11 protein-coding genes are annotated in these 15,365 nt (G+C 59.8%); 1 reads left to right on the top strand and 10 read right to left on the bottom strand.

The window, feature by feature from the left end; genetic code table 11:
* The 9 genes from AC6I97_RS10010 to AC6I97_RS09970 form a co-directional block, all read right to left on the bottom strand.
* The gene (locus tag AC6I97_RS10010) at positions 1–486 is read right to left on the bottom strand and encodes a GtrA family protein (protein ID WP_224088056.1); all 486 of its coding nucleotides are present in this window, start codon (positions 484–486) and stop codon (positions 1–3) included.
* 3 nt (positions 487–489) lie between these two features.
* Positions 490–2,604, bottom strand: coding sequence for a DUF6541 family protein (locus AC6I97_RS10005; protein ID WP_497944803.1), 2,115 nt, complete (start codon positions 2,602–2,604; stop codon positions 490–492).
* A gap of 74 nt (positions 2,605–2,678) precedes the next feature.
* A complete protein-coding gene (locus tag AC6I97_RS10000) occupies positions 2,679–3,410 on the bottom strand; it encodes an ABC transporter ATP-binding protein (RefSeq protein WP_224164744.1) in 732 nt (243 codons plus the stop codon).
* Positions 3,411–4,268 (bottom strand): ABC transporter permease, encoded by an 858-nt coding sequence (locus AC6I97_RS09995; RefSeq protein ID WP_224088060.1) that lies wholly within the window; start codon positions 4,266–4,268, stop codon positions 3,411–3,413. It abuts the gene before it with no gap.
* A gap of 2 nt (positions 4,269–4,270) precedes the next feature.
* The gene (locus AC6I97_RS09990) at positions 4,271–6,283 is read right to left on the bottom strand and encodes a glycosyltransferase (RefSeq protein WP_497944802.1); all 2,013 of its coding nucleotides are present in this window, start codon (positions 6,281–6,283) and stop codon (positions 4,271–4,273) included.
* Positions 6,280–7,464, bottom strand: a complete 1,185-nt coding sequence (gene glf, locus AC6I97_RS09985) for a UDP-galactopyranose mutase (RefSeq protein ID WP_224088062.1) — start codon at positions 7,462–7,464, stop codon at positions 6,280–6,282. Before glf ends, AC6I97_RS09990 begins: the two co-directional genes overlap by 4 nt.
* A gap of 186 nt (positions 7,465–7,650) precedes the next feature.
* Positions 7,651–8,637: a Gfo/Idh/MocA family protein gene (locus AC6I97_RS09980; protein WP_224088064.1), complete on the bottom strand. Its 987-nt coding sequence runs from the start codon at positions 8,635–8,637 to the stop codon at positions 7,651–7,653.
* Positions 8,637–9,728, bottom strand: coding sequence for a DegT/DnrJ/EryC1/StrS family aminotransferase (locus AC6I97_RS09975; protein WP_224088066.1), 1,092 nt, complete (start codon positions 9,726–9,728; stop codon positions 8,637–8,639). The genes AC6I97_RS09980 and AC6I97_RS09975 overlap by 1 nt, the downstream gene beginning before the upstream one ends.
* Positions 9,725–10,342 carry an acyltransferase gene (locus tag AC6I97_RS09970; RefSeq protein WP_224088068.1) on the bottom strand — a complete coding sequence of 206 codons (618 nt, stop codon included), beginning with the start codon at positions 10,340–10,342 and terminating at the stop codon, positions 9,725–9,727. Before AC6I97_RS09970 ends, AC6I97_RS09975 begins: the two co-directional genes overlap by 4 nt.
* 174 nt (positions 10,343–10,516) lie before the next feature.
* Here AC6I97_RS09970 and AC6I97_RS09965 point away from each other — a divergent pair, with 174 nt between their 5' ends.
* A complete protein-coding gene (locus tag AC6I97_RS09965) occupies positions 10,517–14,704 on the top strand; it encodes a type VII secretion EssC family protein (RefSeq protein ID WP_497944801.1) in 4,188 nt (1,395 codons plus the stop codon).
* Here the strand turns inward: AC6I97_RS09965 and AC6I97_RS09960 are convergent.
* A complete protein-coding gene (locus AC6I97_RS09960; RefSeq protein WP_497947021.1) occupies positions 14,701–15,111 on the bottom strand; it encodes a hypothetical protein in 411 nt (136 codons plus the stop codon). The genes AC6I97_RS09965 and AC6I97_RS09960 overlap by 4 nt on opposite strands.
* Positions 15,112–15,365: the final 254 nt, after the last annotated feature.

Here is a 15,365-nt window from a genome sequence, read left to right as displayed (position 1 = left end):
TTATCCTTCGCTGCTGTTAGGTGTGAATTTCTGTGCTGGCGCGTCAGTGCCGGACGCGCCATCTGTCTGTCCGCTGGCGCTCTTCGGTTGCTTCTTTTGCGGGAAGATCCAGTGCTTGTAGATGAAGTAGTTCCATCCCATGGTCACAATCGTCGCAACCACTTTACCGGCAACATATCCGGCACCCAGGAACTGGAAGAGCTCCACGATTCCCATGACCGCCACGGTGTTGAAGGCCAGGAGCCCGGAGTACCGCAGCACTCCACCCAGAGCCGTTCCGCCTCCCCCGAAGGCAAAGTGGCGCTGCAGGAAGTAGTTGAAGAAGAAACTACCCCAGAATCCTGCGCCCGTGGCCAACCAAAGGGGCCAACCAAACACTTGGAAGCAGAGCGCCAGCAGACCAAGATCCACAATGAAGCTCAGACCGCCCACCACGAGGAATCTGAACAAACTGGACGAGAGGAACTTTTTGATGAATGCCTTCATTGGTTAGCAGATCCTTCCAAGCGGGGCGATGCCATCGGGTTTCCGGTTCTCGAGGATTCCCGGGACTCCGTCAAGCTGCACGCGGTCCTTGGAAGCGGCGTCGAAGGCTTGTTTGCCACCCGGTAACTGGGACCAATCGATCTGGTACAGGGCTGCGTTTCCATCACGCACAACAAGCTTCAAGTAAGGGATGGAATCAGGATGGGTCAAACCCGCCTTGGGCTCATCCCAGGCCCGGATCCGGCCGTCGGCTATGTACACCCATTCGATGCCAAGCTCTGAGGCGGCTGCCCGTGCGTCGGGATCCGTCGCCAACTCAGGGAGCTTTTGAAGGACAAGCAGCTGGCGGTTCGTAGGAAGTATTTCGAAGTGCCGGATCATGGGCATTCGGTTCCCGAGTGCATACATCCATACGGAGCCATCGCAGGAGTCATTGAGCACTGTGGCGTCCTGGGGAACGTATTGGTCAATTTTGCTCAGCAGGTCCACTTCGGACGAACTGAGGGTGGGGCCATCAATCTTTGTATTGATGTTGATGCGTTGGGCATTTTGCTTGAAGTATGGGATCGCGCCAACCCCGCATACCAACAAAACGGCGACGGCGGCCGCGGCCGTGATGACGTGGTTCGGCCTGCGCCCGTCCTTGTTCCCGGATTCATGGGATCCTGCCCGTCGATTGCGGAACCGCCGGACAGCCCACTCGATTGCCTCGCCTGACTGGGCAACGCCCAAGCCCGCAAGCGGCACGAGCAGCATGACAAGGATGCCGAAAATGCGCCATTGATCGTCGTAGAAAGGTGCTGTCAGGTTCAGGAAACGGGGGCTCTCGCTGCCCATGGTGTATACCGACAGAAATGCAAAAGCCAGGACCGGACCGAAGTACCACCACATGCGGATCCTGAAGGCAACAGCAAGGCAGCCAAGGGCAACGAGCGTGGTCAGGATCGGCATTGCCATGGAGCCATGGTTCAGGAAAACAATGTTCTGAATGGCACCGTTGCGATCAGTATCCGGTGCCCACATCATCTTGGAAACGCGCTCGGATTCCTTGAGCATCTGGGCAATGATCGGCAGGCCGATGATCGCCGCCAGAACCCCTGACACCGCCAGATAGACAGTAATGGCCAGGATCCTGCCCCTGCGCCGTATCAGTGCGGAGAGCAGCCAGAAGAACAGGACCGGCAGTACTACGAATGCCAGGGAGGGGTGCACGGCAATAAGGCCCACTGCGCCGAAGGCAATGCCCAGGACCCAGAACTTTTGCCGCTCCAAGGCACCTTTGACTGCCAGGAAGACGAAGGGACCCACCAACAGCATGCCGGCGAAAAATGGAATCAACGGGCCACGCCACAGTAAGTCGTACGGGTAGACCGTGAACCATCCCGAGACTGCAGCCGCGGCGGCGACGGCAACCGGCCGGCGTGTAAGGATCATGGTCAAGGCCATGGCGCTCAGGGGCAACTGAACAGCCATCATCACCAGGACGAAAACATTCAGGAACACCGGGATGCTGACAGCACTCATTGGCCAGAACAGCGCGAGCACGGCGTGGAACGCAATCGGATAGCTCCTGATGGGGGCATCAGAAATAGTGGTGTCGTAGTAGGCGAAGTTGCCCGCTATGGCGGGATCCCATTCATGATTCACCGATATAAGCCGGATCATGTTTGCGTGCCACGGAATGTCCCAGTCCTGGTTAATGCCCAGGAGGCCCTCAGTACCGACAAACCATGACACCGCGGCGACCGCTCCGCCCGCAAGAAGGCCTACGAGCAGGATCCACCAGGAGCCGGCAAATCGGTGCTTACCGAAAATACTTGGCTGTGTTCGGAGACGGGCCTGGAACTTGTCAGGGAATCTGCGCCTCAACAGAAGGCGCAAACCCAACAGGACAGCTGCCAACACCAACAGAACGGCGGATACAGGAAGCAGCTGCCAGCTCAACCCCAGGGAATTCCCCATCACACCGATGACCGTCAGGGCACCCATGCCCAACAACGGTGCCACGACGGGCAGGAGGGTTCGGCGCACTCCCAGCGCTTCTCCGAGAAGCCAGCCTGGACCCCACCACAACACAACGATGAGGAGTACACACAACAGCAGCGGGCCGATACCCATTCCTACGATCGCCTTTCTTAGATGCTTCCACTAGCCATCCCTTGACAGACGACTCTTGCTATTGGATGCCGGACTTAGTTGCGTTCCCGCAGCCAGGCGACAGCCTGGTCAGCCGGACCTTCGAATTGGACAGTTCCGGAGGATAAGACGACTCCCCTGTCGCAGATCCGCGAAATCATATCCAGGTCATGGCTGACAACCACCAGGGTCCTGCCTTCGTCGGACAGCTGCTTGATTTTGGCCAGGCACTTCCGCTGGAAAGGTTCATCGCCAACAGCAAGGATCTCGTCCACAAGGAAGATGTCCGGCTGCGTGTGGACTGCCACTGCAAAAGCAAGGCGCAGGAACATTCCGGAAGAATAGAACTTCACTTCCGTGTCGATGAACTGCTCGATTTCCGAGAAAGCGACGATCTCGTCGAATTTCTCGTTGATCTCCTGCTCCGTCATTCCAAGGATCGCGGCGTTAAGGAAGACGTTCTCACGGCCGGACAAATCCGGGTGAAACCCGGCCCCAACCTCAATCAGGCCCGCGACCCGGCCTTTGGTCCGCACCGTGCCCTTATCAGGAAGGATGACGCCGGAAATCAACTTAAGCAACGTGGACTTGCCGGAGCCATTGAACCCCAGAAGGGCCACGGTCTCCCCGTCCTGTATCTCGAAGCTGACATCGTGCAGGGCATCGAACTTCTTGGTGAGGTCACCCTTGCGTCCCTTGACGAGCCACACAAGCGTCTCTTTAAGGGAGTGCGAGTGACGCAGATTAAAGGTCTTTTTCAAACCCTTGACTATGACGGCGGCGCCCACTCAGACCTCCTGCGCAAAATGGCCTTCGAGCCGGCGGAACACCAGCTGGCCGATGATAAGGAAAACTGCGGCCATGCCCAGTCCAGCCAACCCCGTCAACATCAGATGAGGCGGCAGTTCTACGGGCTTGGTGACCGTCGGGTACCAGAACGCCCAGTGGAACAATTCCACCGCCACGGTCACCGGGTTGAGCTGGTAGATCGTCAGGACCCAGTCCGGGGCAAGACGACGGATCATGGTCCAGTCATAGAGCACGGGTGAAGTCCAGGTGACGATCATCATCAACATGTCCACGATGTTCTCTGCATCGCGGAAAAACACGTTGATGGCACCTGCCAGGAGGCCCAGGCCAGTGGCTGTTACGGCCACAATGACGAAGCCCAGCGCTGCACCCACAAGCTGCATCACATCTGGTCGCCACCCGTTGAAAAGGGCAGCAGCCAGCAAGACCACCAGCTGGGGAAGGAAATGCACGGCAGCGACCCAGACCGACGCCACGGGAAAAAGTTCGCGAGGCAGGTAGATCTTTTTCACCAACGCGGCATTCCATACGATGGAGCGCGTTGCGTTCGAAAACGCTTCCGTGAAGAAATTGACCACGATGACGCCGGAGAACATGTACAGGGCGTAGTTGGGAATCTGGTCCCCCACGCGAAGCACGATGCCCAAGGCAAAGAACAGAACCAAGTACTGGACCAACGGCTTCACGTAGGACCAGGCCAGACCCAGCACGGAGCCCCGGTAGCGGACCCTGAGTTCCTTGCGAACGATCAGTTTCAGGAGGTACCGGCGCCGGAAGACATCCAGCAGACCGGCACCTACCCCTGGAACAGCATAAATATCAGTCGAGTTGGCCATCGCTACTTTTTGGGCTCCGAGGCGTCGAACGTCTCTCGCCAGGACTCCATCGATGTGATCTGGGGCAGCGCCGCACGGTACTGGGCGCGGAGCGTCTCCCAATTCGAGAAAAGCTGCGCGTGCAGCTGCGCTGTCTCAACCAAAAGCCGGCGTGCCAGCTTGGGGTCACGCTGGTACCACGACGCTCCTGTGCCATCTGCATTGGAGACCACTGCGCTGTCAAGATGCGCCAAACTCCACCATTTGCCGTCCTGATGCGCTACATGGGCTTCAGGGTTGGTCCTGGCAGAATCGCGGACCGGAGCAAGGGTCTGCTTAAGGACCGTCTTGACCGCCCAGGGCAGCAGGCCAAGTGCACCCGGCTGCTTGTAAGTCTGCGGCTTCTTCGGCGGACGCTTACGGAAGGACTCAGGGAATGCGCCGGGGTCGGTCTTGACCTGGGAGTCAACAAAGTCCTCGCGCATTGCACGGAGCTTGGGCATAGTGGTGGGCAGTTGCTCGTGAAGCTTGCCTGGCCCCTCCAGGACGTCCCGGAGAGCCATGACACGGGCTTGCTCGGGGTAGTACTGCATCGATACCAAATGCTTAATGTCCGTGTTCAGGCTTTCCCGGAAAATCCGGCCACCCTTGGGGAACGGCGAATGCAGAAGAGTCGCGATGAGCCTGTTGCGTTCGTGGTAGTAAGCCTGCCAGTCGACAGAGTCATCTTTATCAGCCCATGAGACATGCCACACCGCTGCGCCCGGTAGCGTAACGGTCGGGAAACCTGCCGCGCGGGCACGCAAGGAATACTCGGCGTCGTCCCATTTGATGAACACGGGAAGGGACAGTCCGATGTTTTCGACGACGGTCTTGGGGATGAGGCACATCCACCAACCGTTGTAGTCAGCATCCCAGCGGCGGTGCAGCAGTGGCGTTGAGCGAAGGCCTTCTGCGGAGAAGTCGTGATTTCCCAGGCCCTCCACGGGTCCCCAAAGGAAACGGTAAAAATTCACTACTTCGGCGTAGGCGTGCAAAACGGACTTGTTATACATGTCGAACATGTGTCCGCCGACGATGGTGGGCTTGCGGCATAGGTCGGCAAATGCGACCGCCCTGAGCACACCTTCGGTTTCAAGCTCAATGTCGTCGTCGAGAAGCATGACGTAGTCGCTCTTATCGGAGACGAGCATCTCGTACATGTTCCGGGCGAACCCACCCGAACCACCAAGGTTGCCCTGGTTGATGATGCGCAACTGCTCGCCCATGGAGGCAGCGACGGCGTCAAACCCGTCTTCGTCGGCCACCTTCTTGTTGCCTTGGTCCACGATGATCAGTTCCGCGAGGATTTCACGGAGACCGGAGTCGGCGTCGATCGACTTGATGGTTTCCAGGCAGTAGTCGGCACGGTTGAACGTTGTAACACCCAGCGTGACTTTCCCCTGGGGCCTGCCTTCATCAGGAACAGCCCAGTGGGCGCTCTTAAGTGTCATTCCATCGCCGCCGGCGATGAGGTCGAACCAGTACCAACCGCCATCGCCAAAGGGAGCGAGCGTAAGTTCGAAGTCGTTCGACGCAGTTCCCTCAACGAGGATCGAGTCGACGCGCTGCGACGCGCCGCGCGCGTTCGACCGGTAAACGATGACCGTTCCTTCGCCCTCGGTCTCGATGTGCAGAATCGTCTTTGTGGCGATGGTCCATTTGCGCCAGTAGCTCGCCGGGAAGGCGTTGAAGTAGGAACCAAAGGAAAGACGCTCGCCCCGGCGCACCTGCACCGATCCGCGGTCCAGGATGTCCTCCGGGTGGAGTTTGCGGGCCATGCCCACTGCCTGAACAACTGCTGTGCCGTTGTCGTCCTGCTTGCGGATCTTATTGGTGTCCGGATCGACATACAGCGGCAGGGTATCGAGGTCGCGGTTGGCCGGGAAAACCACACGCTGGACTACTCGAAGGTTCTGCTCAGTCGACGTCGGGCTGTCTGCGGCTGTTGTGGCCGTCATGGCAGTCTCCTGGCTTTCATTTGTTGTGGCGGTCATGCGTCCACTCCACCACTTTCCAGCTTGGCGCCGCCCGTAAAGTGCGGCTTGATCTTGTTGTCGAACATCGACAGGGCCGAACCGATGGCCATGTGCATGTCCAAGTACTTGTACGTTCCAAGACGCCCGCCAAACAGTACAGACTTCTCGCCACGCGCAAGATCACGGTAAGCAAGCAGCTTGCTGCGGTCTTCTGTTGTGTTGACAGGGTAGTAAGGCTCGTCGCCCTTCTCCGCGAAACGCGAGAATTCGCGCATGATGACCGTCGCGTCCTTCGTGTAGTCGCGCTCAGGGTGGAAGTGACGGAATTCGTGGATGCGGGTGAAAGCAGTCTCAGGGTCCGGGTAGTTCATCACCGGGCACCCCTGGAAATCCTCGATCGGCAGCACTTCTTCTTCGAGGTCGATCGTGCGCCAGGAGAGATCACCCTCGGCGTAGTCGAAGTAGCGGTCCACGGGGCCGGTGTAGATGACAGGAACCTGTCCAAGGACGGAAGAGCGGCCGAATTCGCCATCGTCAAAGAAATCCGTGTTCAGGACAACTTCGATGTTGGGGTTGTCCGCCATGCGCTCGATCCAGGCCGTATAGCCGTCAACCGGGAGCCCTTCATGGGTGTCATTGAAGTAACGGTTGTCATAGTTGTAGCGCACCGGGAGCCTGGAGATGATCTCCGCGGGAAGGTCCTTCGGGTCCGTCTGCCACTGCTTGCCGGTGTAGTGCTTGATGAATGCCTCGTACAGGGGCCGCCCGATCAGCTGGATACCCTTGTCATTGAGGTTCTGCGGATCAGTGCCGGCAAGCTCGCCCGCTTGCTCCGCAATGAGCTGACGCGCTTCGCTGGGGCTCATTGCTGCACGGAAGAACTGGTTGATGGTACCGAGGTTGATCGGCATGGGGTACACCTCGCCTTTGTGGCTGGTGTAAACCTTGTGCTGATAGCTCGTGAACTTGGTGAACCTGTTCACGTACTCCCAGACACGTTCATTGGACGTGTGGAAGAGATGCGCGCCGTAGCGGTGCACCTCGATTCCCGTCTTCTCTTCATTCTCGCTGTAGGCGTTTCCTCCAATATGGTGGCGGCGATCAAGAACCGCGACCTTTAGCCCCAACTCGGTAGCGGCGCGTTCTGCAATGGTCAGGCCAAAGAAACCCGAGCCGACGACGACGAGATCAGCGTTCACAAACTCTCCTGTGTATTGGCGTGCGGGCACAGAAGTGCCCACGTCTACTGGTCAAGGCTACCCGACTTGGCCTGCGTTCCCCGTATCCGGGCCCATGGCCAAGCAGGGGCGGCCGGGGTCCACAAACACCGAAGGGAGGCTGGCACATGGCCAGCCTCCCCCAAAGACGATGCTTGATTTGGCGTATCAGAGGCAGATGACAGAGCCCGACTTCGCCGAGTCCAACACGGCCTCAGCAACCCGCAGGGTCTCCAGGCCTTCCGCCATCGTGACGATATTCATGGACTTTCCGAGGATTGCGTCACGGAACGCCTCGTGTTCCATTTTCAGCGGCTCCCGCTTGGCAAGGGCGAACCGCGTAGAGGATCCCTCGGAGACTCCCCGGAAGGCAGCGACGGAATCCCAGTCCGTCTGGAACGTTCCGTTCTCCACGAAGGTCAGGTCTGCAGAAATGGTGTCGGCGATGAAAGCTCCACGTTCACCCAGAACCACCGTTGTACGTTCCTTCATGGGCGACAACCAATTGACGATGTGATTGGTTACAACACCGCTCTTGAGGTGGCCAATGGCTGTGACCATGTCTTCATGTTCGCGGCCACTACGGGAGGTTGTGTGCGCTACGACGTTCACGAAGTTGCTCTGTGCGAGCCAAGCGGTGAGGTCGATATCGTGCGTGGCAAGGTCCTTGACCACCCCGACGTCGGCGATGCGTGACGGGAAGGGCCCCTGGCGCCGCGTGCTGATCTGGTAGACCTCACCGAGGTCACCGTTCCCGAGCCGCTCGCGAAGGCTTTGCAGCGAAGGGTTAAAGCGCTCGATGTGGCCGACGGCGCCGATGAGGCCTTTGGCTTCGAAGGCCTGGGCAATGCGTCCACCCGACTCGGAATCGTTGGCAATCGGTTTCTCAACGAGGCAGTGGATACCCGCTTCAGCAAGCCGCAACGCCACTTCCTCATGCAGGATGGTCGGAACGGCAGCCACTGCCATATCGATTCCCTGCTCAATCAGTTCCTCGACTGTGTTGTAGACAGTCAGGCCATCAGCAACATTGTGCGGATCGCCAAACGAATCCGCGACAGCAACCAGGTCAACGCCGTCAAGCTCGCGGATAACGCGGGCGTGGTGGCGGCCCATCATACCCAGTCCGATGAGGCCTGCGCGGAGGTTTGCCACTAGCTTCCTGCCTTAGCGATGGCGTTGACAGCCGTCACGATGCGGTCCAGATCATCCTGGCTCAAAGACGGGTGCACCGGGAGGGACAGTACGCTGGCTGCGGATTCTTCAGTGACAGGCAGCTCATCCGATGTCTGGAAGGGCGCAAGCCGGTGGTTCGGGATGGGATAGTACACGCCACAGCCGACGTTGTATTCCTCACGCAATGCCTTGGCGAAACCATCACGGTCCTCGGTAATGCGGATGGTGTACTGATGGTAGACGTGCTCATAGCCCTCGGCTACCTTCGGGGTGATGACGCCTTCGATGTTTGCGTCAAAGAATGCTGCGTTTTCCTGCCGCGTCTTCGTCCAGCCTTCAACCTTTGTCAGCTGGACGCGCCCGATGGCTGCATGAATGTTGGTCATGCGGGCGTTAAAGCCAACCAACTCGTTCTCGTACTGGCGCTCCATGCCCTGGTTGCGCAAGAGGCGGAGGCGACGTTCGACGTCGGCCAGGCCCGTGCTGACCATTCCACCCTCGCCGGAGGTCATGTTCTTCGTGGGGTAAAGGCTGAACATGGCGAAGTCGCCGAAGGTCCCGACCTTCCGGCCGTTGACTGCGGCACCATGAGCCTGGGCTGCATCCTCGAACACTTTAACCCCGTGCTTCGCAGCCAGCGCGCCAATGGCATCAACATTGAAGGGGTGCCCATAGAGGTGGACAGGCATGATCGCTGCCGTGCGGTCGGTAATTTTCGACTCAACGGACGCAGGATCCAGCGTGTAGTAATCAGGGTCAACATCGGCAAAGACGGGCGTGGCTCCGGTCAGCGCCACCGAGTTGGCCGTGGCTGCGAACGTGAAGGAAGGAACAATGACTTCGTCGCCGGCGCCTATGCCGGCGGCCAGAAGGCCAAGGTGCAGTCCTGAGGTGCCGGAGTTGACGGCGACAGCTGCGCGGCCGTCAAGAAGTACTTGGGAAAATTCCTGCTCGAATGACGCAACCTCCGAGCCTTGGGCAAGCTGGCCGGAGGCCAGAACTGCCTCTACGGCCTTGCGCTCGTCGTCGCCAATGATGGGTTTGGCGGGGGGAATGAATTCGGGGCTCATGCCTCTACCTCTCGAAGTGTCTCGTTCTGTTCAACATATGTGGCGCCGGTTTCCGGGCATACCCAGTTCCCGCCAACGTTCTGCAGCGGGAAGCCCGCCTTACCGACCCAGCCCCGCCGCTTGGCCGGAACCCCGACCATCAGCGCGAAATCAGGGACATCTTTGGCGACAACCGCTCCGGCGGCTACGGTGGCCCAGCGTCCGATGGTCACGGGAGCGACGCATACGGCGCGGGCACCGATGGACGCACCTTCACGAATAGTGACGCCCACTGGCTCCCAGTCGTGTGCACTCTTCAGGCTTCCGTCCGGACCTACAGCACGGGGATAGGTATCATTCGTCAGCACGACTGCCGGACCGATAAATACGCCGGCCTCGAGTTCTGCGGGCTCGTAGACAAGTGCATAGTTCTGGACTTTGCAGTTGTCCCCCATCTTGACGCCGGTGCCGATGTAGGCACCGCGTCCGACAATGCAATTGACGCCCAATTCGGCTTTCTCGCGGACTTGGGCAAGATGCCAGATCTTGGATCCATCACCAATTACCGCCTCGTCTGAAACATCGGCGCTCTCTGCAACCACTATCACCGGTGAAGGTCCCTTCTGATTGAGCACACGCGACAACGAGTTTCATCTTAGCCGAGACGCCATGTCCTCGCGTCAAGCCAGCGCCTTGAGCTGGTATCGCCAACAGTTATCCACATAGCCCAGGAAGGGGGCAGCAGGCTGCCCGGGAATTCCATAGCCTCAGTTCTGGAGGGCTGCGGGAATCCAGGAAGGAATGGGCAAATGATCTTTGAGTGCACACTGGTTCGTGGCCCGAATGCCGCATCACCGGAACCACCGGAAGAACTGACAATCATCGCTTTCGGTGGAATGCCGGGCTTGGAACTCCAGCGGCAATTGCAGGAGGCGCGGGGGGTCGGTCCGCTCTCAGTCGCAGGGGAAGACCTGTCCGCCCTGACTGTCGGACACCCGCCACTCGTGGCCGGGGCCGTACTGGTGGACGGACACTGTCCCGTTGAAAAGTCAGACTCCCCGGCAACGCCGCTCCTGCTCCTGTCCCATACCGGGCCGGGGGCGGGCTCAGTCTTTGCACTCCAGCGCGGTCACCACCACATTGGCCGCGGCGATGTCGACATTCGCATCCCTGATCCAGGCATGTCCCGCGAGCACGCCGTGCTGGAGGTGTCCAGCACCGCATTGAGCGTCACGGACACGGGCAGCCGGAACTCGGTACTTGTTGATGGGGAGCGTGTCCGTGAAAAGACGGTGACGTCGTCTTCGGAAATTCGCTGCGGCAATACAACCTTCACTATCGTTACGCCAAACAGCTCCACTCCCGGGATTCACGCCGACGCCGGCCGTTCCGTTGAATTGCCCCTTGAAGTCCAGCGTCAGACGGGCTCCTTGAACCGATGGTCGGTTGCCGTTGCGGCGGGGCTCCCGTTGGTAGCAGGCGTTGGTCTTGCACTCGCAACGGGAATGTGGATGTTCCTTGGCTTTACGGCCGTTTCCGCGCTGGGCCTCCTTGTTCCGATAATCACCGGAAGGAAGGGACGCCGGGAGTTCAGGCTTGCCGTCGCAACGGCGGCGCTGCAGGACGCCGAACGCCGCCGCCGATGTTCGCCGTCTGCTGCAGAGATCATCGTTGCCACCATGGTCCCGGCGGCAGGCTTGGTCCTGACCCCTCCGGCACCGCCAACATTGCCCGGCCCCGTGGCGGGATCGCCCGATGCGTCACCACCACGTCCGGCCGCCGGCTCGGGAACGTGCGTCCGGCTAGGTACGGCGCCCACCCTGGCCAATGTGCGGCTCGTCCCCGCAGATCCTCATTTCTGTCCACCGGCAATCGGAGCCATGCCAGTAACGCTGGGCGTGCACCCCGCGACTGTTGCGTTGCACGGCCAGGCCGGGCACGTCGATGCCCTGATCCGCTTCATCATCATGCAACTGTCAAGTTTCCCAGGATCCTCGGCCACACCGATTATTCTTTTGGGACCGATAGGGCGCCTGCCTCTCAGCGCCCGGTTCCTCCCGCACCTGACGCTTGCCACAAATGATGCGGCCGCGACGGCAGCTCTACGAAGCTCGAAGGGAAACAACAATGGCAGGCTCATAGTTCTCGATGACTCGCCGGGCGGAGATGAGTGCAATACCAAACTCCTGGAAGCCGCCTTGGAGGCTTCATGGCAGGTGTTTCGGCATTCCGGCCACTACCCCGGACCCAACGGTCCGGTCATTGAGATAGGACAGTCTGGAACATCCGCCAATTTACAGGTCCCCGGTGGCCTGCAGGAGTTCATCCCGGACTTGGTTCCACTGAAGGCCTTCGAACAGTTCTGCCGCACAGTGGCGTCCATCCCGCACCTGGAAGGCCCTGCCGAGGACGCCATTCCAGAATCATGCTCTTTGAACGACCTGCTTCCAGGCGGACCTCGAGGCATACTCCGGCGATGGGTTGGCGGGAACGGGCCAAACGAGCTCCAGGCAATTCTGGGGCAGGGCCAAGACGGCCCCTTGACGTTTAACTTCCATATTGATGGACCCCATCTCCTGGTAGCCGGAACTACAGGCTCCGGGAAATCGGAACTCCTGCGGACGATAGTGGCATCCATGGCCCTGAATCACTCGCCAGACGAGGTGACATTCCTGTTTGTCGATTTCAAGGGAGGCTCCGGACTACGCCCTTTACGTGGGCTTCCGCACTGCGTGGGCCTTCTTACTGACCTTGGAAGTCATCATCTTGAACGCGTGCTTACTTCCCTGCGGGGCGAGATCCGCCGTCGCGAGGAGTTGTTCGCGGACGCTGGAACTTCAGACTTGGCTGCATACCAACGTTCAGCTGCAGCTACAGGGGCGGCGATCCCCCACTTGGTCCTTGTTGTAGATGAGTTCCGAATGTTGGTCGACGAAGCCCCCGGAGCCCTTCGTGAGCTGATGCGCGTTGCCGCCATTGGACGGTCCCTCGGCATTCACCTGGTCATGGCCACACAAAGGCCACAAGGTGCGCTGACCGCCGACATCCGCGCCAACGTCACTTCAAGCATCGCACTGCGTGTTCAGTCAGATGCAGAATCAATGGACATCATCAATTCCAAAGCCGCTGCATCCATCGGCGTCGGCGTTCCCGGGCGGGCGTATCTTGTAAGGGCCACCGGCAATCCAGAGGAATTCCAGACGGCGTCCCTTGCTGTGCCAGCCACCGTCAGCCGGGCCCCGGGGGCAGCAATCGTTCAGTCGGCCGTTGGGGCCTTGCACCCTCCGCAGGACAAACAGCCAATGATCGGGAAGTCCACGGCACAGTCGGAAACAAGGGCGGAAGCGGTGGTCTCGGCAACCCGAACCGCCTGGCGCTCCCTGGGGCGGGCTGACCCCCGTCAACCTGTAGCCCCACCTTTGCCGGTGTCCATTGAGTGGAATGAAGATCTGTCCGCTTTCGGTATGGCGGGCAAGGACGTTGAAGACGCACCGGACGGGTCCATGACCCCCGTAGGTCCGTTGGGGATCGTGGACAGACCGGAACAGCAGTCAGTGGAGGCCCTGCAATGGTCGCCTTCCGACCATGGTCATTTCGCCATGATCGGCAGCAGTTCCAGTGGCATGCACGAATGCTTCAAGGCTGCATCGGCGATGCTGGCAGCACATGGAATCCCACCGCATCTGTACATCCTGGATTCAGTTGGAATGCTGGGAAAGCTCCGTCCAGACGGCAGCTATGGCGCCACACTGGGCCTGCATCAGCTGGCATTGGCGGTACGGGTCCTTGAGCGGCTCGCTGAAGAAATGGCACGTCGACGCGGGGCGGGCGAGGACGTGTCCACACGGCCCCGTTTGGTCCTGGTGGTTACTGGCTTTTGCTCATGGGCCGCAGCGCTCCGATCAGGGCGTTTCGCGTGGGCCGAGGATCTTTTAAGGGACATCATCCGGGACGGGACGCCCCTTGGCATCACAGTCCTGATCTCCGGCGAACGCGAACTCGTCAGCTCACGATTTTTCGCCGCAATCCCAAACCGGGCATTTTTCCCAACGGGCGCCACGGAAGAATCGCGCTATCACTGGCCCCGCCTTCCCGAAGTCGAGTCTGTCCCAGGGCGCGCTGTTGCCATGGGTGGATTTGTTCAGGGCGCAACCGCGGTGGTTCATTTCCGCACTGCACCCATCCGCACTGAACCAAGCAGGAATGACTGGCCGTTCGTTGATCTTCAACCTTCATCGGAACCACCCTTCCGTGTCCGGCCCCTACCCGAATATCTCAGCACGTCTGCTTTCGTTGCCGCGATGGCAGCTGTCCCAGAACCATCGGGGCGATCCCCGGGATCGGCGCAGTCTGGCAGCAACCGCATTGCACGTGAAGACGAGGACTGCGGGACATCGCCGGACTCGCTTCCCTTGTGGATCGGCCTTGGCGGCGACGAATCGGTTCCCGTGTCATTTCCCCTTGGGCGGCGTGGTGTCAGCATTATTATTGGAGGTCATGGCTCCGGCAAGACTTCGGTGCTGACATCCCTGATGGCCCTTAATTCCCAGGTTCCGTGGATCTTCCCGGCAGCTGGAACTACCACGGGTGCTTTCTGGGCAAGCGTGGCCCGCTCTGCCACCACTGGGTCGCTGGATCCTGCGAGCATCCTCTGTGTCGATGACGCCGATCTCCTGGATCCGGAGGGGCGCGCAGCTCTCGCCGCCCTGGCTGGCCGGACACGAGGAATGATCATGACTGCCACGACAGGTCCAGCATTGCTTCAGCGCTTGCCACTGGCTGCAGAGGTCCAAGCCAATGGCAAGGGCCTGATTCTGGCTCCGAGGACTCCCCTGGACGGCGACATCCTCGGCGTGAGGCTGGAAATAGAAAACCCGCCGCGTGCCGGTCGGGGCGTGATCGTCCGGGGTAACCGCGCGGTCCAAGTGCAGGTGGCGTTCACCACCGACTCCATGACGCACATCAGGAGCATCGAAAGCCAGGGCGGCATTCGCTAGAGCGCGCCCTGCGTCCCTCCCGCTCGCGACGCATATGCGATGACACGCTTTTGGAAGAGAAACACGATCGCCGCCAGCGCAGGCAAAATCATGGCCAACCCCGGCAGAACCAAGCCGCCGGTCATGGTTGGGAAACCGATGGTAAGGACGAACAACTGAGCCACCAAGGCGGCCGCTCGGGTCCATCGGTAACCGCGGAACAGGAAATGGCCCACAGCGAACAGCCAGGCCGAGAAGGCCAATAGGAGGCCCAGCGTAAAGACCGCTCCCCAAAACGTCAGGACAGGGGCTCCGGTCAACAGCTCGAAGGCGTACCAAGCCGCAGCACCAAGGAGGGCCAGTGCTTCCAACACGACAACGATGGAAATAACCAGGATTCCAGGAGGCTTCTTGCCTCCGGATTCCAGTCCCTGAGTTATGGGTCCCTCAGGCACAGGTCTAACTGGACCGTTGCTTCCATCTGATCCAGAGTTTGGTTGGGCCGGGTTAACAGGAGGTCTTGACACACTGGCACCCTACCGGACATAGTCATCTAGCAGTGAGGGCACTGGCGGCTGATGTGATGCATCGCTCACGGATTCAGGGCATTTCAACGACTAATACCCCTTGTTTACAAGGCGTTAACATGAAACGCTTGACTCAGACGACCAAGGGGGCCCAT

The organism is Arthrobacter sp. TmtSoilC48 (genome assembly GCF_059739425.1).
The sequence above is the reverse complement of the archived record's forward strand: the minus strand, read 5'-3'. Positions and strand labels throughout refer to the sequence as shown.